Genomic DNA, 18,821 nt, shown 5'->3' with positions numbered 1-18,821 from the left:
TTCAAACGATGCGATGCGTTGTGCGCTCACGTACGACGTCAGCGACACCTATTCAGTCAAAGCTGGAGCTGCGCATGATTAATGCCGAGTCACGCAGTCGCTTGATGCACTCAGCCGACATGACCTCGTCCCTTGATGTTGAGGCGGTATCTCCGGCAAACCACGTAGGTCAAGGCGGTGGTAAGCTTGCGAGCAGGGGGAGCGACGTTCCCCGCCCCGCCTGGTTGGCGGCGCCAGAACTTCCCCTCGATCTGAATGGACCCATTGGTTCCTTCGTGAAGCTGGATGAGGCGTTTTCCGATACGGTCGCGTTCGCGCATCTGGAACAGATCGCCGCCAATCAGGGAAACAAGTTGGCGGTCGACGACGGCATCACCCCGCTCAGCTATTCGGAATTGTTGAGCGCGGTGGCAAGCTTGGCCAGCACCATCCTTGCAACGGTTCCCCCGGGGGAGGCCGTCGGGGTACTCTTGGGTAATTGCACCTGGTATCCGGTCGCGGTATTGGCCGCGATGGCCTCTGGTCGACCGGCCGTCTCGCTCAATCCGCGGGATCCGCCCGAGCGACTGAAGGGGGTTTTCGTCAGTGCGCGATTGTCCGCGATTGTGAGCGACCGCTCGGATCTCGCTTTCGCGGTGACCGGAGGACATGGGAGGTGGATCGATCCGACGCACTGTCTGGCGGCCGCAAAGGCGGGGGATCTCGCGGCGCTATCGCGACAGGTCTCTGTCGATGCGCCTGCACTCGTCCTGCATACGTCGGGCAGCACCGGCGTGCCGAAGGGCATTGTCAGCAGCCAGCGCAGCATCCTTGAACGCGTCCGGCAGTCCGTGAACGCCTGCCATATCGGTCCGAACGACATCTTCATGCCGCTCACCGGCCCGGCGACAATAGCAGGCTGCCGCGAGATGCTGACTTCGATCCTGTCGGGTGCAACGCTCTTTGTCGTCGACATCGAGAGCGCCGGAATACGCTTGGTCCGCCATCTAATGCAGTCGCGGCACGTGACGATAACCTATATCGTGCCGGCTTTGATGCGTGTCCTGATGAGGGATGCGCAAGCCGGGGCGTTTTCGTCGCTTCGCATCGCGCGGCTCGGTGGCGAGTCAGTACTCTGGTCTGACATAGACGTGATCCGACGGGCGGTTGGCGAGTCCTGCTTTGTCCAGGTCAGCTATTCCTCGACCGAGTCGACGGGAACGCAGTGGTTCTTGCCGCGCGACTATCCGGAACAGGGCGCGACGGTTCCCGTCGGCTATCTGGTTCCCGGCATCGACTATGCGGTCATCGATGAGAACGGCGAGGCCGTGCCGCCGGGTGGCGAGGGCGAATTGTGGATCCGGAGCCGGCACACGATGCTCGGCTATTGGGAAAACGGGCGCGTCGCTCCGCTTCAAGCGGAGCCGGGCGACCCGAGGCAGCGGATCTTCCCGACAGATGATCTCGTCCGTATCGACGAGAATGGCCTCACCTGGATCGCGGGCCGGAAGGGGCGTCTGGTCAAGATCTACGGTCGGCGGGTCGAGCCGGCGGAATTGGAGCTTGTCTTGCGTCGCTCTCCGGACGTTCGCGACGCCGTCGCCATCGTAACGACCGCCAACCAGATCGTCGCCTTCGTCGTTCCCGAGGTCGGCGCCGGTTCTGACTTCGTCCAGGTCCTGCGCGATCGTATCCGGGCGTCGCTGCCATCTGCTATTCACCCGACACGGCTGCACTGCGTCGAAGAAATACCGCGGCTTCGGGGTGGCAAGGTCGATAGTGCCACGCTTCGCATTCAGGACGACGCGTCGATCAATAGCTGCGATGCGCCGGTATCTGTGGAAGAGGCCGGGACGGATGGCGTCGAGCATGTGGTGGCGCAGACCTGGAGGGCTGTGCTCAAGCGAGGCGTGACGGACGGTCGCTGGGACGAGGCGGGTGGGGATTCGCTGACGCTGTTGCAATTGGTGATGGAGCTTGAAGTTCGACTCGAAAGGGAACTCGGCCTGGAGGCGTTCACTGTGGACATGACCTTCTCCGATATCGTCCACGCCGTCACCGCCTCCGGCTCCGACAGGGGCGTCGCGCAGGAAATTGGTAGCGCGCTGCCGATCCTGTTCATGCTGCCCGGGTCAATCGGCTACGGTCCGAGTCTGGCGGCTTTCGGCGCGGAGATGGGCGATGTCGCTCGTGTTGTTGCCGTGCGCTATCCGGACCTTGTCGACATTCTGGCCGGTAACGAGTCGATTTCCGTCATGGCCGATACGGCGTTCGAGCAGATCCGCTCGGCCCAGCCTGAGGGGGACGTGGCTCTGATCGGCTATTCGCTTGGTGGCGCCGTGGCCTTTGAAGTGGCCGAGCGGCTCATTGCGACCGGGCGGAAGATCAAGTTCCTCGGGATCCTCGACACCAACATACAGCCGGTCGCCCACGACTATCGCGAGACCATAGCCCGCACGACGCAGCGTATCCAAACACACCGGATGACCTTTGACCGGCTGCTGTGCCGAGCGATTGCCAAAGCTTGCGTCAGGTATGGGCACGAGGCGTGGCTCGCCAATTGTCTGGAGCGGTTGGCCTGGTACCCGCTCGCCAGGGCCCGTTTCCTGCTGCGGTTGGAGCTTGAGGATGTTCTGCGGATGCAGGCGTTCTGGCGTTGGCTCGCGCAGCCGAAGTCGTTGTTGCCGATCACTGCCACTCTGTTTCGCTGCGACCGTCGGCATCTGTCGTCGGATCTCGGCTGGGGCTGCTTCTTTGACCGCCTCGACATCATCTCAATCGTGGGTGGCCATCTTGATATGCTCGTCGATCCGCATCTCGGCTACAATCGCCCACTGATTGTGCGTGCTTTCATCACCGGGGATGTGCAAACGACGGTGACCTCGCACGTCGCCCCCTAGCAGTGACACTCGTGGTAATTTACCATTTTTGCCATCAGTGGCCTCGAGCGGAAATTCAAATGCCGGCGTCGGCTTTCGGGCGACCGCTACATGCGAAAGTGGAGTCGAACACCAGCAGTTTTTTGCTCCGTGTAGAACTTGAGCCCTTCGTCGCTCCGAGGATTTGGAAGGACGGTCAACGTGGCTCGTTCTAGCCTCAACGCGTGGGTTACACGCAGTATTCGGTAATGAGATCTGCTCTCGGCCCGGCACACTTCGGCTTTGGCGATCTCGGTCGAACCCAGCTCGATCAGCCCGAGGTCGCCGGGATCGGCAATCGACGTCGCCTTGACTTCGAAGAACCATGTGGCTCTTCCGCTTTGGATCTCAAAATCGTATCCGAGCCAGTCTTCGCCTTTCTCGCCACACGCGTGGACGCGATACTCCGACTTCCAGCACCCGTAGTCGACGACGCGGTTTCGCCCGAATTTCGCTTTCAGCAAAGCGAACGCAATGGCTTCACCGAAGTAGCCAATGACCTTCTTTTCATCGTCGGTCATGCAACTGGTCGAGTTTCCATACCCACCTGAGCCGCCACCACCGCCACCTCCGGGAGGCCTCGGTACGGTCGCGATCTCGCGCGCGGTCTTCGTGCTCAATGCCAACAGGTCGGCATTGCTCTGGGCGAGGTCGTTGATTTGCTGTGTCACCGCCGCGAGGCTCGTTTGCCCGATGACAAAGTCGCCACCGGAGTACTTCAGGATCCGAGGAGGGTTAGTCCAAGTCAGATTCATGGCTCTCGGAGGCGGATTTGACCCCCCCGATCGTTTTCGTGCCCGGCCTGCTGTGTTCCGCAGAGGTGTTCGCTTCACAGATCCCGTCCTTATGGTCGTTCGGACCGGTTACTGTCGCGTCGACCCTCGGCGGAGAGACCATGGAGGGGATTGCCTCCTCCATCCTGCGCGATGCCCCGCCGCGCTTCGCCTTGGCCGGCATTTCGATGGGCGGATATGTCTGCATGGAAATCATGCGCCAGGCACCGGAAAGGGTGGCGAGACTCGCGCTGCTCGACACGTCCGCCCGACCCGACACGCCGGAGCAATCGGACCGACGTCGGGCGATGCTGGTCCAGGCGCGTCAGGGCGACTTCGCAGCATGGGTCGAAGAAGCGCTCACCTCGATCATGCACCCCGCTCGCCATGCGGATGCCGGTCTGCGGGCGGTCAACAGACGGATGGGGCTGGCTGTCGGCCTCGATGGCTTCGCCCGCCAAACCGAGGCCACGATCGGTCGTCGTGACTCCCGTCCGGAATTGTCGGCGATCCATGTGCCGACCCTCGTGCTGGTGGGCGAGGACGACAAACTCATCCCGCCGGAAAACTCGAAGGAGATCGCGGCTTCCATTGCGGGGGCCGAGTTGGTCATCGTTCCGGACTGCGGTCACTCGTCGGCGCTGGAACAGCCCGATCGGGTGTCTTCAGCCTTGGTGACATGGATGCGGGCGTAACCGGCGACGTCCGCGACAGGCTGCCTTCTGGAGGGATCACACGGACACGAACGTCGCAGGCGAAGGTTTCAGAAGTTGTGTTCGTGACGGGTTGAACAACCAGCCCCTTTTGCAACGGCGGCGCCTGGCCACAATCGGCCCGCCGGGACCGCCCGGCGGGCTCTTTCTGGAAGAGGGAGGGGCGCTAGCGCCGGGCCGCTCGTCCAATGGCGATCAGGATGCAGGCGCCGACCAGGCCTGCGATGAGGTAGCCGAGCCAGCCCGAGAAGCCGACGCCAATCAGCCCGAAGAGGAAGCTGGCGACGATGGCACCCACGATGCCGAGAATGATGTTCAGCAAGAGCCCGGTGTCGCTCTTCATGATCATAGAAGCGATCCAGCCGGCCAAACCGCCGATGATGATCGCAGCAATCCAACCAATGCTTCTGTCGTCCATGCTTGGCCTCCTAGTCGACAATCGACTCGATCATTGAGGCATGACGCTCGACACTCGGCAAGTTACTGCACCGGCTTAGGGTGAATGTCCGATTGCTTGGGAGTCGGCCTGTGTCTTCAGGGTATCACTTGCGCCACTATTCCTTCGTGCCGGACGGCGCCGGATTTGGAGACGAGTTCTCTTGGACGGTCGCCAACGCGGCTCGATCCGCCGGGGCGGGTGCGCGGGCGCGTTGAGAGGCGGGTCCGCCACAATCCGTCGGCGTTTTGATGCAGCCCGGGCCTTTTCGCTATGCCTTCTGGAGTCTCGCCCCTATAGCGGTTGCGCTAGCGTTTCAGAGGGCGATCCAGCGTTGCTGTGGCGCGCGGAAGTGACGGGGGTCAAATCCAGATGGACGGAACGGTTATCCGCATCACACTTTCGCTGATCGTTCCGAGCCTGATCCTGGTCTTCGCCATTGCCTTTGTCTGCACATGGCTCGTCGAGCGGAAGCGTCCCTATCTGTTGCTCCTGGCGGCCGGTTGCGGATTGTTCGCGTTGGGCAGTACGTCGCAGATTCTGTATTGGCCGCCCGATACCGGCATCAATGCTCTGGTCTCAGGCACGATCTACACCTGTGCCGTGATCGCCGTCTCGGAAGGCGTGCTTTCGAGATCGGGCAGACGCTCGAAGATGCTGGTCAATCTGGCGCTGGTCCTGACCATTTCGGCGCTCCTGTGGTACTTTTTCTATGTTGACCGGAACCTGATCGCGCGCGTCTACATCCAGAACTTTGGATACGGGCTGATCTTGCTTGTCGCGGCCATCCGGCTTGCCGACCTGAGGAAGGGGCGGGTTGCCGATCGGATCCTGTTCTGGACCCTGTTGCTGTTTGCCGTTCACTTCTTCCCGCGCACGCTGCTCACCATCGGCTTCTCGGCGCCCGCCGGAGCCAAGGCTTTTGGCAATTCCGTGTTCTGGCAGGCGCTGCAACTGTCCATGGCGGTGCTGGGGTCCAGTCTCGCCTTCGCGATCATCGGGGCGGCCATCTCGGACCTGATCGACGATCTCCGCCGGGAGCGGGACAGCGACCACCTGACCCGGGTCCTCAACCGCCGCGGCTTCGAGGCGGCCGTGGAGGCGCGCCGCATGCGCCACGGCTCGCGCGCGTCCCTGGTCGTTTGCGATGTCGACCAGTTCAAGGCCATCAACGACGCCCATGGTCACGCGGTCGGAGATCGCGTCCTGGAACGCGTCGCGACCATCTTGCGAACGTCTTCGGAGGCGGACGATCCGGTCGGTCGTCTGGGCGGCGAAGAGTTCGCGATCTATCTCGCGGGGGCGAGCGGCGCGGAAGCCTATGATTGCGCCGAGCGTCTTCGGGAGGCGATCGCCCGGACGGATTTTTCCGATCTCGACCTCTCTCGCCCCGTCACGGCCAGCTTCGGTATCGCCACCACCGCAGGCGGGCCGTGGGGCGACCTCTACAAGGAAGCCGATGGCTGGCTCTACGAGGCCAAGAACGCGGGGCGGAACCGAACCTTGCCGGAACCGGTTCAGAGCATGCCGGACGTTTCCCTGCGTCTGCCGGCCTAGTGGGCGGCGGAGCTTCTTCGGAAACCTGAAGCGATCTCAGCCCTTCACTTCTTGGGGAAGAGGAACTGCAACTGCGCCCGGACTTGCCACTGTGGTCCGATATCGTCGGGAGCGATCACATTATAGTAGGCGCCGATCTGCGCATTGACCGGCTGTTTGCCGATCCGGAAGACCCGGCCAAACGCGCCGCCGACCGGCAGCGTCCAGCGATTGTCGTTGTCGGCGTTCCAGTCCGCCGTGACCAGCGGTGACGATGAAAGATACCAGCCGTCCTTGAAATTGTAGTTCACGAAAGGCTGCAGCGTCATCTGGTTGGCGTCCTTCCGGCCGGGTCGCCGGCAAACGACCAGATATTGTTGATCAGCGCGCCGTAGACCCACGGTCCGTCCATGATGAGGCCGACGGCGGTTGGTCCAGCGCCCCATTTGCCGGTGCCCAGGTCCTGGTCCGTGGCGGTCGGCAGCAGGAAGGCCGGCCCGACGCCCCAGATAAACTTGCCCGAGTGCGCCGGGGAGAGAAAAGCGCTGGCCGTCGTGTCGCCGAGGCCGAAGGTTCGCTCGCCGTCCGGGGTGAGTTGCGGCTGCGAAATGACCGGCACGATCGTCCTGGTTATCAGGTTCCAGTCCGGCGAAAGGTTTATCGGGATGACCGGCTGTATATTGATGACTTCCTGGGTCTTGTCGTAGGCCCCGTAGCCGAAGTTGGTGTTGAACTGGAACGGGAGGCTGATCATGTCCGCGACGGGATTCTGCGCCGCCTTGGCCAGGGCCTCGGTGCTGGCGGATCGGTCTTCGGCGAGGGCGCTTCCGGCCCCGAACAGGACTGCGACCAGCGCGACCTTGAACCAGGAACGCGCGTGTCCCGGGCCGTTGCCTCCGGCGCAGGGAGACGTGTCCATTCTCTCGATCGGGCGATATGGGCACTCAACTGGCGCGTCTATGGCTGTTGAAGTCATATCGGTAGCCCTTTTGAGGGTTCAGCTACCCGGCTGGCGCTACGGCTAACTTGGAGAGTAGCATGCCGTAGCGGAAGCGTCACGAAACACTTGGTCTGCCGCTCGCCAAAACTATCGTCTCCAGAATAGGCTTCCGATATAGCCGCCGCTCCACTGCGCCTGTCATGAAGACAGTGTGCGAGCGAATTCGCGGCAACCCCTCCCAGGTCCTCAAAGCCTCGGCGTCGCACGCGCTCCCGGAGCCATGCGGAACGCGACGTGCCCTTCCGTCGCCCGGCCGTTGACATTTACATGATCTCCATCATATTTGCCAACAATGATGACGACCATCATTTAATCAGCAGAGAGATCCCTTATGACCAAGCTGCCTTCCGTGCTCATCACCGGCGCCTCGTCGGGCATTGGCGCGACCTATGCCGATCGCTTCGCCCGGCGGGGGCACGATCTGGTCCTGGTTGCCCGCGACGGCGCCCGCATGGAGGCGCTCGCCGCCCGGCTGCGCCAGGATACCGGCGTCGCCATCGACATTCTGCCGGCCGACCTCACCCAGCGGGAGGATCTGGCCAGGGTCGAAGCGCGGCTGCGCGAGGACGAGACGATCGGCATCCTGATCAACAATGCCGGCGCGGCTCTTTCCGGGGCGTTTGACGAGCAATCGCTCGACGATATCGAACGCCTGGTTGCGCTCAACACGACGGCGGTTGTCCGGCTCGCCAATGTCGCCGCCAGTCGCTTTGCGAAGGCCGGCTCCGGCGCGATCATCAACATCGCCTCGGTCGTCGGCCTCGTTCCCGAATTTGGCCAGACCGTCTATGGCGCCACCAAGGCCTTCGTCACATTCCTCTCGCAGGGCATGACCCACGAGCTGGCGCCCAAGGGCGTCTATGTCCAGGCCGTGCTGCCCGCGGCCACCGCGACCGAAATCTGGCAGCGCGCAGGCGCCGACACGAGCACGTTGCACACGATGATGCGCGTGGACGAACTGGTGGATGCGGCCCTGGTGGGCTTCGACCGCCGGGAGACGATCACCATTCCGCCGCTTCCCGATGCGGCGCAGTGGGACAGCTACCAGGCCGCCCGCCAGGCGATGCTCCCCGGCTTCGCCAATGCGCGCGCCGCCGAGCGTTATCGCGCCGCCAGCTGACGGCTGTCGGCCCAGCGGCTTGACCTCGCCGCATTTGCCGCCGGAGCCTATGGGGCCGCCGCCGTCGCGCTCAAGCCTACCAAGCTGAGCATGATCGAAGCGGTATCCATCCCGCGGGTGGCCCAAGGCTTGGCATGCGCTCGTCGAACAGGTGGACCTCCCCGAGGGCGCAAAGGTGCTGAACCAAGCTGGCTTGGGCGGCGTCGGCACGTTCGCCATGCATGAAGGGCATGCACGGCCCCAAGCCGCGACTGGCTCGGCCGCCGGCGAACCGGTCCGTTGCAGCGCATCACATTTACTCGACGGGGATTGCCGATCGTGGCGATATCTTCCAGATTACCCCAAGGCGCAACCCGGGCTTGTGCTGGCAAAAAGCAACCACTGTTTTCGCAGGCTTCGTTAAGGCAATTTGTCCAGTCTCTGTATTGCGTTCGGAGTAGATGTATTTCACCTCTGAGGACCCATCGCTGATCTCGTGAAGAGGAAGCGTTCGGGATGACAGATCGGGAGAGGCGCCTCTCCGTCTTGTTCAGGCCGTTTCGAGGGGGCATGTCCGCGAGGCCATGACAATTCCAGTATGAGCCATGCCAAACGCAACTGGCTGATCGTGGGTCTGCTGGTGGTGCTCGCCGGAATCGCGTTTTATGCTTGGCAGCGATCTAACGACGGTGCCTTGCCCGCAGGCATAGCGAGCGCGAACGGCCGCATTGAAGCGGTTGAAATCGACATTTCGGCGAAGTCGCCGGGACGCATCAAGGAGATCCTGGCGGAGGAGGGCGATTTCGTGAAGGCCGGCGACGTGCTGGCGCGCATGGACACGGCCCAGCTGCAGGCCAAGCGTCGCGAAGCCGAGGCCCAGCTGCAACGCTCCCGGATCGCCGTGGATACCGCCAATCTGCTGGTCACCCAGCGGCAGGCCGAGAAGAAGACCGCTGAAGCCGTCCTCAGCCAGAGGCAGGCCGAGCGCGATGCGGCGGAGCAGCGGTTCAAGCGTTCGGAGAAGCTCGCCGCCAGCAACACGATCTCGCAGCAGACCCTGGACGATGACAGGGCGGCCGAACGCGGCGCCGCCGCGGCGGTGGCCGCCGCCGAAGCGCAGCTGGTAGCCAGCGACGCGGCGATCAATACGGCGCGGGCGCTGGTCGTCGACGCCCAGGCGGCGCGAGAAGCGGCCAGCGCCGCCACCGAGGCGATCGACACGGAAATCGACGATGCGATCCTCCGCTCGCCGCGCGACGGGCGGGTTCAATATCGCGTGGCCGAACCCGGCGAGGTGCTGGGCAGCGGCGGCAGGGTGATCAACCTCGTCGATCTCGAAGACGTCTACATGACCTTTTTCCTGCCCACCGCCGAGGCGGGGCGCGTGGCGATCGGCAGCGAGGTCCGGCTGATCATGGATGCCGCGCCGCAATACGTCATACCGGCCAAGGCCACCTATGTTGCCGACGTGGCGCAGTTCACGCCCAAGACGGTCGAGACCGAGGAAGAGCGGCAGAAGCTGATGTTCCGCGTCAAGGCCAGGATCGAGCCGGAGCTGCTGCGCAAATATGTCCAGCATGTGAAGACCGGCCTGCCCGGCACGGCCTATGTCAAGCTGGATCCAAAGGCCGAGTGGCCTGCCGCTCTGCAGGGAAACCTGCTCCAATGAAGCCTGGAGCGCCGCCCGAGCCGGTCGTCCGGCTGCAGGGCGTCGGCCAGACCTATCGGTCGCTCGCGGCGCTGCAGGAAATCACGCTGGATATCCCGTCCGGCTGCGTGGTCGGCCTGATCGGACCCGACGGCGTCGGAAAATCGAGCCTCCTGTCCCTGGTGGCGGGCTCGCGCGTGATCCAGCGCGGCAGCATCACCGTGCTCGGCGGCGACATGGCGGATGCGGCCCACCGCCGGCGCACCTGTCCCCGCATCGCCTACATGCCGCAGGGGCTGGGCAAGAACCTCTATCCGTCGCTCTCCGTCTTCGACAATGTCGATTTTTTCGGACGCCTGTTCGGCCTCGGCCGAAAGGAACGGGAACGCCGCATCGGCGCGCTGCTGGAGAGCACCGGGCTGGCGCCTTTCGCCGACCGGAGGGCAGCCAATCTTTCCGGCGGGATGAAGCAGAAGCTCGGGCTCTGCTGCGCGCTGATCCATGATCCGGACCTCCTCATTCTCGACGAGCCGACGACCGGCATCGATCCTCTGTCCCGCAAGCAGTTCTGGGAACTGATCGAACGCATCCGCGCCAACCGCGACGGCATGAGCGTGATCGTGGCCACCGCCTATATGGAGGAAGCCGCGCGCTTCGACTGGCTGGTGGCCCTGGACGCCGGGCGCGTGCTCGCGACCGGCACGCCCGGCGAACTGCTGGCCCGGACAGGCGCCGCGGACCTGGATGCGGCCTTCATCGCCCTGTTGCCCGCCGAGGCGTCAAAAGGTCATGAGGCGGTGGTTCGACCCGCCCGCCTGCCGGCCGCCGACGGCGAACCGGCGATCGAGGCCGAGCACCTGACGAAGCGCTTCGGCAATTTCACGGCCGTGGACGATGTCAGCTTCCGGATTGCACGGGGCGAGATCTTCGGCTTCCTCGGCTCGAATGGCTGCGGCAAGACCACGACCATGAAGATGCTGACCGGCCTGCTCGCGGCGAGCGCCGGGCGGGTCCGGCTGTTCGGGCGGGAGGTCGATCCGCGCGACATCCAGATCCGCCGCCGCGTCGGCTACATGTCGCAGGCTTTCTCGCTCTATTCCGAGCTCACGGTCCGCCAGAACCTGGAACTGCATGCCCGGCTGTTTGCCTTGCCGGAGGCCGGCATCCCGGCGCGGATCACGGAGGTGGCGCGACAGTTCGGCCTGATCGAGCAGATGGGCGCGCTGCCGGACGAACTGCCGCTCGGTATCCGCCAGCGATTGTCGCTGGCGGTCGCGATGATCCATTCGCCGGATATTCTGATCCTCGATGAGCCGACATCGGGCGTCGACCCGGTCGCGCGGGACAATTTCTGGCGCATCCTCATCGAGTTGTCCCGCCGCGACGGGGTGACGATATTCGTATCCACCCATTTCATGAATGAGGCCGAGCGCTGCGATCGCATCTCCCTGATGCATGCGGGCAAGGTCCTGGTGAGCGACACGCCCGAGGCGATCGTGGCCAGCCGCTCGGCGCCGACCCTGGAAGCCGCCTTCATCCGCTATCTGGAGGATGCGGCCGGCGATACGGCCCGCAACGCCACGCCCGCGCCGTTGGTCGTTGGCGATTCCAGGCATGCCGAGGAGAGCGCCGCCCGCCTCCTGTTCGATCCGCGCCGGATGCTGGCCTATACGAAGCGCGAGAGCGTGGAACTGCTGCGCGATCCCATCCGCGCGACCCTGGCGACGATCGGCAGCCTGCTGCTCATGTTCGTGATCGGCTACGGCATCAACATGGATGTCGAGAACCTGTCCTTCGCCGTTCTCGACCATGACGACACCGCCATTAGCCGGGACTATGCGCTCCAGCTTTCCGGTTCGCGCTACTTCACGGAGAAGCCGCCCCTGACCGGCTATGCCGACATGGACCGGCGGATGGAGCGCGGCGAGATCAGCTTGGCGCTCGAGATCCCGCCGGGCTTTGCGCGCAATCTCGCGCACGGCCGCGACGTCACCGTCGGCGCCTGGATCGATGGCGCCATGCCGACGCGGGCGGAGACGATCCGCGGCTATGTCGAGGGAATGCATTCGACCTGGCTCGCCCAGAAGGCGCGCGAGGCCTATGGCAAGGCGGCGGACCAGCGCGATTTCCAGCTGGAGGTCCGATACCGCTACAACCCGGATGTCCGCAGCCTCGACGCCATGGCGCCGGCCATCATTCCCATGCTGCTCCTGATGATCCCGGCCATGCTGGCGGTCCTGAGCGTCGTGCGCGAGAAAGAGCTTGGGTCGATCACGAATTTCTACGTCACGCCGGTGACGCGGATGGAATTCCTGATCGGCAAGCAAATCCCCTATGTCGCGCTGGGGATGCTCAACTTCCTGCTGCTGACGGCCTTCGCGGTCTACGGCTTCCGGGTGCCCTTCACCGGCAGTTTCGCGACCTATGCCGCCGCCGCCTTCCTCTATGTCGTCATCGCGACATCGATGGGCTTCTTCCTGTCGACCTTCATGCGCAGCCAGATCGCCGCGATCTTCGCCACCGTGCTGCTCACGATGATCCCCGCGTCGCAATATTCGGGAATGATCGATCCCGTCTCGTCGCTGCAGGGGGCGGGCGCGTTCATCGGGCAGATCTACCCGGCCACCTATTTCATGACGATCTCGCGCGGGGTGTTTTCGAAAGCGCTTGGTTTCCATGATCTTTGGGGCGCGTTTGTCCCGCTGCTGATCACGGTTCCCCTCGTCATCGGCCTCAGCGTCGCCTTCCTCCGAAAGCAGGCCCGCTGATGCGACTGACCAACATCTTTCAGCTGGGCGTCAAGGAACTGCGGGTCCTGCTGCGGAACGTCACGCTGCTCCTGCTGATCGCCTATTCCTTCTCGCTGCAGGTCTACACCGCCTCGCGCGCCTTGCCCGAGACGCTCAACCGCGCGCCCATCGCCATCGTCGACGAGGACCGGTCGGCCATCTCCGACCGCATCGCGAGCGCTTTCTACCTGCCCTATTTCGTCGAGCCGAAGCTGATCTCGCAGTCCGAGATGGACAGCCGGATGGATGAAGGCCTGGATACGTTCGCGCTCGACATTCCCCCCAACTTCCAACGCGACCTTCTCGCCGGCCGGTCGCCGACCATCCAGCTCAACATCGATGCGACGCGCATGACCCAGGCCTTCACCGGGGGAGGCTATGTGCAGTCGATCGTTTCCGGTGAGGTGAGCGAGTTCCTGGCGCGCCACAGGGAGGAGACGCAGCTTCCCGTCGGGCTCGACCTGCGCGCGCGCTTCAATCCGGAGCTGAACAAAAGGTGGTTCGGCGCGATCAACGAACTGATCGAGGCGATCACGATGCTGTCCGTGATCCTCACGGGCGCCGCGCTGATCCGCGAACGCGAGCACGGGACGATCGAGCACCTGCTGGTGATGCCGGTGACCGCCTTCGAGATCATGGTCGGCAAGCTGTGGTCGATGGGACTGGTCGTGCTCGTGGCCGCTACCTTCTGCCTGCTCGTCGTCGTGCAGGGCCTGCTGGCGGTGCCGATCCACGGGTCGCTGCTGCTGTTCCTCACGGCCGCCGCTCTGGATATCTTCGCCATGACCTGCCTCGGCATGTTCCTGGCCACCGTTGCCGGCTCGATGCCGCAATTCGCCCTGCTCGTGATGATGGTGCTGATTCCGCTGCAGCTTCTGTCGGGCGGTGTCACGCCGCGGGAGAGCATGCCCGAGATCATCCGGATCATCATGTTCGCGGCGCCCACCACCCATTTCGTGATGCTCTCGCAAGCCGTCCTCTTCCGCGGCGCGGGCATAAGCGTCGTCTGGCCGCAACTCGTGGCCTTGCTGGCGATCGGCGTCGCGCTCTTCACCTTCTCGCTGAACCGCTTTCGCCAGTTTCTGGGCTGAGCCGCGCGCGGGCCGCCGCCCTGGCGCGATCCGCTACGGATGTTTGTGGATCGGGTCGACCCAGTAGACTTCCTCTGGCTTCTCGACGGGATCGACGGTGTCGATATTGACGACGACCGCCTCATTGTCGGAACGGACCAGCACGCATTCCAGCGTCTGGGTCGGATCGGCGTTGATTTCCTGGTGCGGCACGAAGGGCGGCACGAAGATGAAGTCACCCGCTTCGGCCTCGGCGACGAACTCCAGCCGATCGCCCCAGCGCAGCCGGGCGCGGCCCTTGACCACGAAGATCACGCTTTCCAGTTCGCCGTGATGATGCACGCCGGTCTTGGCGTTGGGCGCGATCTGCACCGTGCCAGCCCAGATCTTCTGCGCGCCGACGCGGGCATGGTTGATCGCCGCCTGCCGGTACATACCCGGCGTCTGGGCCGTGTTGTCGTCGAGCTGGTTGCCCTTGATGACGCGCACGCCGTCATGTTTCCAGCGCGGCGTGGCCGCGGGATCGTGCCGGTGGTCGTGATCCCGAGCGGGATTGTCGGAAGGGTCGTTCTGGCTCATCGGATCTGCCTTGTCCTAGTCGGAGCGGCCACTAGCTCAGGCCGTCCCCTCTTCGTCCATGATAGCGCTCCGTCGAGACGGAAGAACGGCCAAATCAACCGCTGAAGAGGGCGATGTCGCCTCCAGCTAGCGTCGGCGGACCGGATGGTAGCCGACGCCCTGCCAGAACCGTCGATCGATCCGCTCGCCATTCCTGGAGAATAGAGGCCAGAGCCAGGCCATGAGCCAGAGCAGGAGCATCCAGGCCATCACGACATCCGAGAGGAAATGAGCGCCGAAGGCGATCCGGTTGATGGAGACGGCGAACACGACGGGCAAGAGCGCGACGATCGCCGCCTTCTGCCAGCGGCTCGGCAGAAGCAGGGCGAGGGCCAGGAGGGCGATGGCGGAGGACGCCTCTCCGGACGCGAAGGAGCAATTGCGCGCGCAGGCGGAGGATACCTGCCAGGCGGGCGTGAAGGGCAGGCTGCCCCCGAATTCCAGGATCTCATGCGGCCGCGCCCGGCCGACAAGGCCTTTCAGAGACTGGATCAGCACGCCTGGCCCCAGCGCGTAGAACGCCAGGAAGAAGATCGCCTTGTGCGGCCGAAGCAGCCAGCGCTGCGGAGCGATCGCCTGGAGGAGAAGGAGCGCCATCACTCCCGGCAGAATCAGGAAGGGCAGGGCGCGGTTCCAATCGCGCAGCGCGATCAGCAGCGGTTCTCGGGACAGCGGAAAGCCCCCGTTCCCCGTCGCGAAGCCGTGCGACACGGCGAGATCCAGGCCCGGAAAGGCCATGAAGAGGACGGCCGCCAGCAGCGTCAGGACGCCCGCTACCTTCGCCGGCTTCGCCTCGATGTAGGATCGAACGCTGTGTAGGGCCGCGCGCCATGCGCGGAAGTCGACCTCGGAGGCCGGCAGGGGATTGATGTGGGTCATGTCGTCCGTGACTCGGAACCGGGGAGGGCGGGGCGAGCGGGACGATCGTGGCGTTCTGTCAAGAAATGGCGGAGATACGGTGCGCAATCGCCCGACAGGGGGCCCATCGGCCGGTTTGCCCGGTCCTGTTAATTGCCACCCGGACCTCGCCGCCTCATAAGGCGCTTCGGAAGATGAGCGTTGCGAGGGGTTGGGCATGGTCGATAAGGGTCTCATTCTTCTGGTCGAGGACGAGCCGGAAATTGCCCAAATTCTCGACGCCTACCTGGTGCGGGACGGGTTTCGCACCGTGCGCGCGGCCGATGGAGAGATCGCTCTCACGCACCACGCCGTGTTGTCGCCGGATCTGATCCTGCTCGACATCCGCCTGCCCAAACTCGACGGCTTCGAAGTGCTGGCGCGGATCCGGCGCGAGAGCCAGACGCCGACGATCCTGGTCACGGCCATGGCCGAGGATCTCGACCGGCTGGCCGGACTTCGGCTCGGCGCCGACGACTATGTCGTCAAGCCCTTCAATCCCCAGGAGGTGGTTGCCCGCGTGAACGCCGTCTTGCGGCGCACCCGCCATGGCGGGGGCACGACGGTGCTTCGCTGCGAGGGGGTCGAGGTCGATCTCGATGCCCATGCGGCGTTTGTGGTGACAGCGGGCGATCGCCAGTCCCTGCCGCTGACGCTGAGCGAATTCCGCATCCTGGCCTACATGATACGCCGCCCCATGCACGCTTTCGACCGGGCCGATTTGCTGGATGCCTGCCTGCCGGATAGCGGCGCGATGGCGCGCACCGTCGATACCCACATCGCCAATCTGCGCCGCAAGCTGGAGGACCTCGGCGCGCCGGGCTTCTTCGCCGCGGTCCGGGGCGTCGGCTACCGGTTCATGGATCCGCGATGAAACTCACGCTTCAACGCGTTCCGCTGGGCGTGCTGACCGCCCTGACCATGGCGGTGCTGCTGGTCGTCAGCGTCATCCTGGTATTTCTCGGCGTAGTCGCTCTGGAGTCGACGCTGGAGCGCCGAACGCTCGATCGCCTGCCCAGCGACGCGTCGGCGGCTTATCTCGACTTCAATGCCGGCCGCATGCCGACGCAGGACGGCGTGCGCGCCCTGCTGAACAGCTTGCCCACGGTCGAAAGGCAATCCGAAACCGAGGGCCAGCTGACGATCCTGGCGCTCGCCATGATCGTGGCTCTCGTTGGCAGCCTGTTTGGTTATTGGCTGGCGCGCAAGATCAGCCGACCGCTCGAGGTCCTGGCGGCCGCGACCGAAAACCTTCGCGCCGGCGACTTCAGCGTCCGCGTGGGGCCGGTCGGCAATGCCGCCAAGGAGGTGGCGCTTCTGGTCCGCAGGTTCGACGCGCTCGCGAGCGAGCTTGAAAGCATGGAAAGCCGGCTTCGCTTCAACACGATGGCCGTCGCGCATGAACTGCGGACGCCCTTGACGGTTCTTCGCGGCAACCTGCAGGGCATGGCCGACGGCGTCTTCCCCATCGATCGGACCCGGATCGTCCAGCTGCTGCTGCAGGTCGAAGGGCTCTCGGCGCTGGTCGAAGATCTGCGCACGCTGTCGCTAGCGGCAGGCCAGAAGCTGGTCACCCAACGCCTGCCGCTCGACCTTTCGGTCGAGGTGGGGCAGGTGCTGGAGGCGTCGGGCCATCTTCTCGAGAAGGCCGGCATGACAGTCGAAACCGCACTGCAACCCGTCCGGATCGTCGGCGATGCGCCGCGGCTTCGGCAGGCCGTCCTCGCCTTGGTGGAAAATGCCACGCGCTACGCGGCAGCGGGGGGCGTGCTGCGCTGTGAAGTGGGCCTGCAGGGTGGCCAGGAAGCCTGCATCCGCCTGCTGGATCGCGGGCCGGGGCTGCCCGAAGACGTCTCTTCCGAGTCTGTCGATCTGTTCTGGCGGGCCGACACGTCGCGCTCGCGGGCAACCGGCGGCAGCGGTCTCGGTCTTTCGGTCGTGAAGGCGATCGCCGCCGCGCATGACGGGCGCCTCGAATTCGCCAAACGCCCCGGCGGCGGCGCGATCGTCTCGATCATCCTCCCCGTCGAGGCGGGCCCCTGACGCGGCCGGTCGCTTTGGGATGCGCGACGGAGGTGCAAGCGATCGGGAGATAATCCCGCCAGTGGTCAGGCCAGCCGGCGGGATCTGGGTCGTTTACTCGAGCTGGCCGCTCGTCGGCAGCGTCGCGGCGATGCGCTGCAGCCTTGCCGACTTCTCGAGTGCCGGCTTCGCGTAGGTCTTCTTCATCTCAAGCCCCCTTAGGCATTGTTGACGCCGCGTCTTCTGCCATTCCCTGGCTCGACTGTCGATTGAATCGCGACGCCATCCCCACCTGAAATTGTCGGATTGACTGCCGGAGCTTCTCGCTCGCGGCCGATCCGAGCCGCGTCAGATGGCAATGCGGGCGTTGGTGCGGCCGTCGGCCGTGATCGACGCCTGGATGTGGCGGACGATCTGGTCGGCATGGGCGCTTGCCAGGGCATCGGCGCGATCGATGTCGCGCGCGACGATCGCCGCGATCATGTCCTCGTGTTCGTTGACATATTCGCGCGGCAGCACGTCGTGGAACGAGGAATAATAGAGCCGCAGGATGCGCCGGCCCTCGTCCAGGAGCTGAGTGAACAGGTCGGTGTAGTAGCGGTTGCGGCCGGCGCGCGCGATCTCGAGGTGGAAATCGCGGTTGGCGCCGATCATGGCGAGCGCGTCGCGCGCTTCGACCGCCTGGATGAAACTCGCCTGCAAGGCCCCGATGCGCCGGATGTCCTCCTCGCGATGATGCGCGGCGGCGAGACGCGTCGTGACCCGGTACATCAGCGTCAGCGCATCGAAGAACTGCGGCAGGCCGAGAAAATCGATGTTGGCGACGATGGTGGCGCGGTTCGGCAGCGTCGTGATCAGCCCTTCGGCCGCAAGACGAACGAGCGCCTCGCGGATCGGCGTACGCGACAGCGAAAAGCGCTGCGCCAGCTGCACTTCATCGATCGGGCTGCCCGGCGGCAGCACCAGTTCGATGATGTCGTTGCGCAGCGCCTCATAGACATGGCCCACCCCGGAACCCCGGCGATGGCTCATGGCCGCTTCGACCGCCTGCTCGTCCTGCCGTTTGGTCATGGTCACCCGCCCCTCGCGTTCCGCTGCCGCCTTCTTAGCCAACAACGCGGTGGCGTGAAAAGTGTCGATGCCTTTCCTTCCGATTGTCGAGAAATCGGATGCAGGAAGTTTGCGGGCCATCGTGCGGGATCGCTTCTAGGTGGGGAATGCCGGGGCCGCCTCGCATGGTAGGAAGAGTGTCGACAATTAAAATACAAATGATAGGATGCGTCAGGATCAATGCCGTTTCGGGCCTGTGCGCCGCGAAGCCGA

Annotated in this window: 16 protein-coding genes; 9 read left to right on the top strand and 7 right to left on the bottom strand. The window is 64.4% G+C overall.

Features of this window, described 5'->3' with window-relative positions; translation table 11 throughout:
* Nucleotides 1–74: 74 nt before the first annotated feature.
* Entirely contained in the window at nt 75–2,879 is a 2,805-nt protein-coding gene (locus tag ACHMWQ_RS22605; RefSeq protein WP_396309202.1) for an AMP-binding protein, read from the top strand.
* 86 nt (nt 2,880–2,965) lie between these two features.
* Here ACHMWQ_RS22605 and ACHMWQ_RS22600 read toward each other — a convergent pair whose 3' ends face one another.
* Nucleotides 2,966–3,652 (bottom strand): hypothetical protein, encoded by a 687-nt coding sequence (locus ACHMWQ_RS22600; protein ID WP_396309201.1) that lies wholly within the window; start codon nt 3,650–3,652, stop codon nt 2,966–2,968.
* Nucleotides 3,653–3,669: 17 nt separating this feature from the next.
* Between ACHMWQ_RS22600 and ACHMWQ_RS22595 the strand changes: the two genes are divergently transcribed.
* A complete protein-coding gene (locus ACHMWQ_RS22595; RefSeq protein WP_396309200.1) occupies nt 3,670–4,365 on the top strand; it encodes an alpha/beta fold hydrolase in 696 nt (231 codons plus the stop codon).
* A 184-nt stretch (nt 4,366–4,549) separates the two neighbouring features.
* Here the strand turns inward: ACHMWQ_RS22595 and ACHMWQ_RS22590 are convergent, their stop codons facing one another.
* Complete coding sequence (locus ACHMWQ_RS22590; protein WP_396309199.1) at nt 4,550–4,801, bottom strand: GlsB/YeaQ/YmgE family stress response membrane protein; 252 nt, start codon at nt 4,799–4,801, stop codon at nt 4,550–4,552.
* 390 nt (nt 4,802–5,191) lie between these two features.
* Here ACHMWQ_RS22590 and ACHMWQ_RS22585 point away from each other — a divergent pair, with 390 nt between their 5' ends.
* Complete coding sequence (locus ACHMWQ_RS22585) at nt 5,192–6,376, top strand: GGDEF domain-containing protein (protein WP_396309198.1); 1,185 nt, start codon at nt 5,192–5,194, stop codon at nt 6,374–6,376.
* Between the two features lie 44 nt (nt 6,377–6,420).
* Here the strand turns inward: ACHMWQ_RS22585 and ACHMWQ_RS22580 are convergent, their stop codons facing one another.
* Complete coding sequence (locus ACHMWQ_RS22580; protein WP_396309197.1) at nt 6,421–6,684, bottom strand: hypothetical protein; 264 nt, start codon at nt 6,682–6,684, stop codon at nt 6,421–6,423.
* Nucleotides 6,681–7,109, bottom strand: a complete 429-nt coding sequence (locus ACHMWQ_RS22575; RefSeq protein ID WP_396309196.1) for a hypothetical protein — start codon at nt 7,107–7,109, stop codon at nt 6,681–6,683. Before ACHMWQ_RS22575 ends, ACHMWQ_RS22580 begins: the two co-directional genes overlap by 4 nt.
* A 577-nt stretch (nt 7,110–7,686) precedes the next feature.
* On the opposite strand from ACHMWQ_RS22575, the gene ACHMWQ_RS22570 reads away from it, so the two are divergent.
* From ACHMWQ_RS22570 to ACHMWQ_RS22555, 4 genes are all read left to right on the top strand, one after another.
* On the top strand, nt 7,687–8,475 hold the full coding sequence (locus ACHMWQ_RS22570; protein WP_396309195.1) for an SDR family NAD(P)-dependent oxidoreductase: 789 nt from the start codon (nt 7,687–7,689) through the stop codon (nt 8,473–8,475).
* Nucleotides 8,476–9,052: 577 nt separating this feature from the next.
* On the top strand, nt 9,053–10,123 hold the full coding sequence (locus tag ACHMWQ_RS22565) for an HlyD family secretion protein (protein WP_396309194.1): 1,071 nt from the start codon (nt 9,053–9,055) through the stop codon (nt 10,121–10,123).
* A complete protein-coding gene (gene rbbA / locus ACHMWQ_RS22560) occupies nt 10,120–12,870 on the top strand; it encodes a ribosome-associated ATPase/putative transporter RbbA (protein ID WP_396309193.1) in 2,751 nt (916 codons plus the stop codon). Before ACHMWQ_RS22565 ends, rbbA begins: the two co-directional genes overlap by 4 nt.
* Nucleotides 12,870–13,982 (top strand): ABC transporter permease, encoded by a 1,113-nt coding sequence (locus ACHMWQ_RS22555; RefSeq protein WP_396309192.1) that lies wholly within the window; start codon nt 12,870–12,872, stop codon nt 13,980–13,982. Before rbbA ends, ACHMWQ_RS22555 begins: the two co-directional genes overlap by 1 nt.
* A 33-nt stretch (nt 13,983–14,015) precedes the next feature.
* Here ACHMWQ_RS22555 and ACHMWQ_RS22550 read toward each other — a convergent pair whose 3' ends face one another.
* Both ACHMWQ_RS22550 and ACHMWQ_RS22545 read right to left on the bottom strand, forming a co-directional pair.
* Nucleotides 14,016–14,540 (bottom strand): cupin domain-containing protein, encoded by a 525-nt coding sequence (locus ACHMWQ_RS22550; protein ID WP_396309191.1) that lies wholly within the window; start codon nt 14,538–14,540, stop codon nt 14,016–14,018.
* Nucleotides 14,541–14,666: 126 nt separating this feature from the next.
* Entirely contained in the window at nt 14,667–15,458 is a 792-nt protein-coding gene (locus ACHMWQ_RS22545; RefSeq protein ID WP_396309190.1) for a phosphatase PAP2 family protein, read from the bottom strand.
* Nucleotides 15,459–15,654: 196 nt separating this feature from the next.
* Between ACHMWQ_RS22545 and ACHMWQ_RS22540 the strand changes: the two genes are divergently transcribed.
* Nucleotides 15,655–16,350, top strand: a complete 696-nt coding sequence (locus ACHMWQ_RS22540; RefSeq protein WP_354551086.1) for a response regulator — start codon at nt 15,655–15,657, stop codon at nt 16,348–16,350.
* Nucleotides 16,347–17,519 carry an ATP-binding protein gene (locus tag ACHMWQ_RS22535; RefSeq protein WP_396309189.1) on the top strand — a complete coding sequence of 391 codons (1,173 nt, stop codon included), beginning with the start codon at nt 16,347–16,349 and terminating at the stop codon, nt 17,517–17,519. Before ACHMWQ_RS22540 ends, ACHMWQ_RS22535 begins: the two co-directional genes overlap by 4 nt.
* A 327-nt stretch (nt 17,520–17,846) precedes the next feature.
* Here ACHMWQ_RS22535 and ACHMWQ_RS22530 read toward each other — a convergent pair whose 3' ends face one another.
* On the bottom strand, nt 17,847–18,569 hold the full coding sequence (locus ACHMWQ_RS22530; protein WP_396309188.1) for a GntR family transcriptional regulator: 723 nt from the start codon (nt 18,567–18,569) through the stop codon (nt 17,847–17,849).
* Nucleotides 18,570–18,821 lie beyond the last annotated feature (252 nt).

The sequence above is a fragment of the Kaistia sp. UC242_56 genome (assembly GCF_044452255.1).
In the GTDB taxonomy this organism is placed as follows: Bacteria; Pseudomonadota; Alphaproteobacteria; order Rhizobiales; family Kaistiaceae; genus Kaistia; species Kaistia defluvii_A.
The sequence above is the reverse complement of the archived record's forward strand: the minus strand, read 5'-3'. Positions and strand labels throughout refer to the sequence as shown.

Bases quoted from the DNA above. Each gene is read 5' to 3' on its own strand.
- ACHMWQ_RS22605 (WP_396309202.1), top strand. From the start codon at position 75: ATGATTAATGCCGAGTCACGCAGTCGCTTGATGCACTCAGCCGACATG.
- ACHMWQ_RS22600 (WP_396309201.1), bottom strand. From the start codon at position 3,652: ATGAATCTGACTTGGACTAACCCTCCTCGGATCCTGAAGTACTCCGGT.
- ACHMWQ_RS22590 (WP_396309199.1), bottom strand. From the start codon at position 4,801: ATGGACGACAGAAGCATTGGTTGGATTGCTGCGATCATCATCGGCGGT.
- ACHMWQ_RS22585 (WP_396309198.1), top strand. From the start codon at position 5,192: ATGGACGGAACGGTTATCCGCATCACACTTTCGCTGATCGTTCCGAGC.
- ACHMWQ_RS22580 (WP_396309197.1), bottom strand. From the start codon at position 6,684: ATGACGCTGCAGCCTTTCGTGAACTACAATTTCAAGGACGGCTGGTAT.
- ACHMWQ_RS22575 (WP_396309196.1), bottom strand. From the start codon at position 7,109: ATGATCAGCCTCCCGTTCCAGTTCAACACCAACTTCGGCTACGGGGCC.
- ACHMWQ_RS22570 (WP_396309195.1), top strand. From the start codon at position 7,687: ATGACCAAGCTGCCTTCCGTGCTCATCACCGGCGCCTCGTCGGGCATT.
- ACHMWQ_RS22565 (WP_396309194.1), top strand. From the start codon at position 9,053: ATGAGCCATGCCAAACGCAACTGGCTGATCGTGGGTCTGCTGGTGGTG.
- rbbA (WP_396309193.1), top strand. From the start codon at position 10,120: ATGAAGCCTGGAGCGCCGCCCGAGCCGGTCGTCCGGCTGCAGGGCGTC.
- ACHMWQ_RS22555 (WP_396309192.1), top strand. From the start codon at position 12,870: ATGCGACTGACCAACATCTTTCAGCTGGGCGTCAAGGAACTGCGGGTC.
- ACHMWQ_RS22550 (WP_396309191.1), bottom strand. From the start codon at position 14,540: ATGAGCCAGAACGACCCTTCCGACAATCCCGCTCGGGATCACGACCAC.
- ACHMWQ_RS22545 (WP_396309190.1), bottom strand. From the start codon at position 15,458: ATGACCCACATCAATCCCCTGCCGGCCTCCGAGGTCGACTTCCGCGCA.
- ACHMWQ_RS22540 (WP_354551086.1), top strand. From the start codon at position 15,655: ATGGTCGATAAGGGTCTCATTCTTCTGGTCGAGGACGAGCCGGAAATT.
- ACHMWQ_RS22535 (WP_396309189.1), top strand. From the start codon at position 16,347: ATGAAACTCACGCTTCAACGCGTTCCGCTGGGCGTGCTGACCGCCCTG.
- ACHMWQ_RS22530 (WP_396309188.1), bottom strand. From the start codon at position 18,569: ATGACCAAACGGCAGGACGAGCAGGCGGTCGAAGCGGCCATGAGCCAT.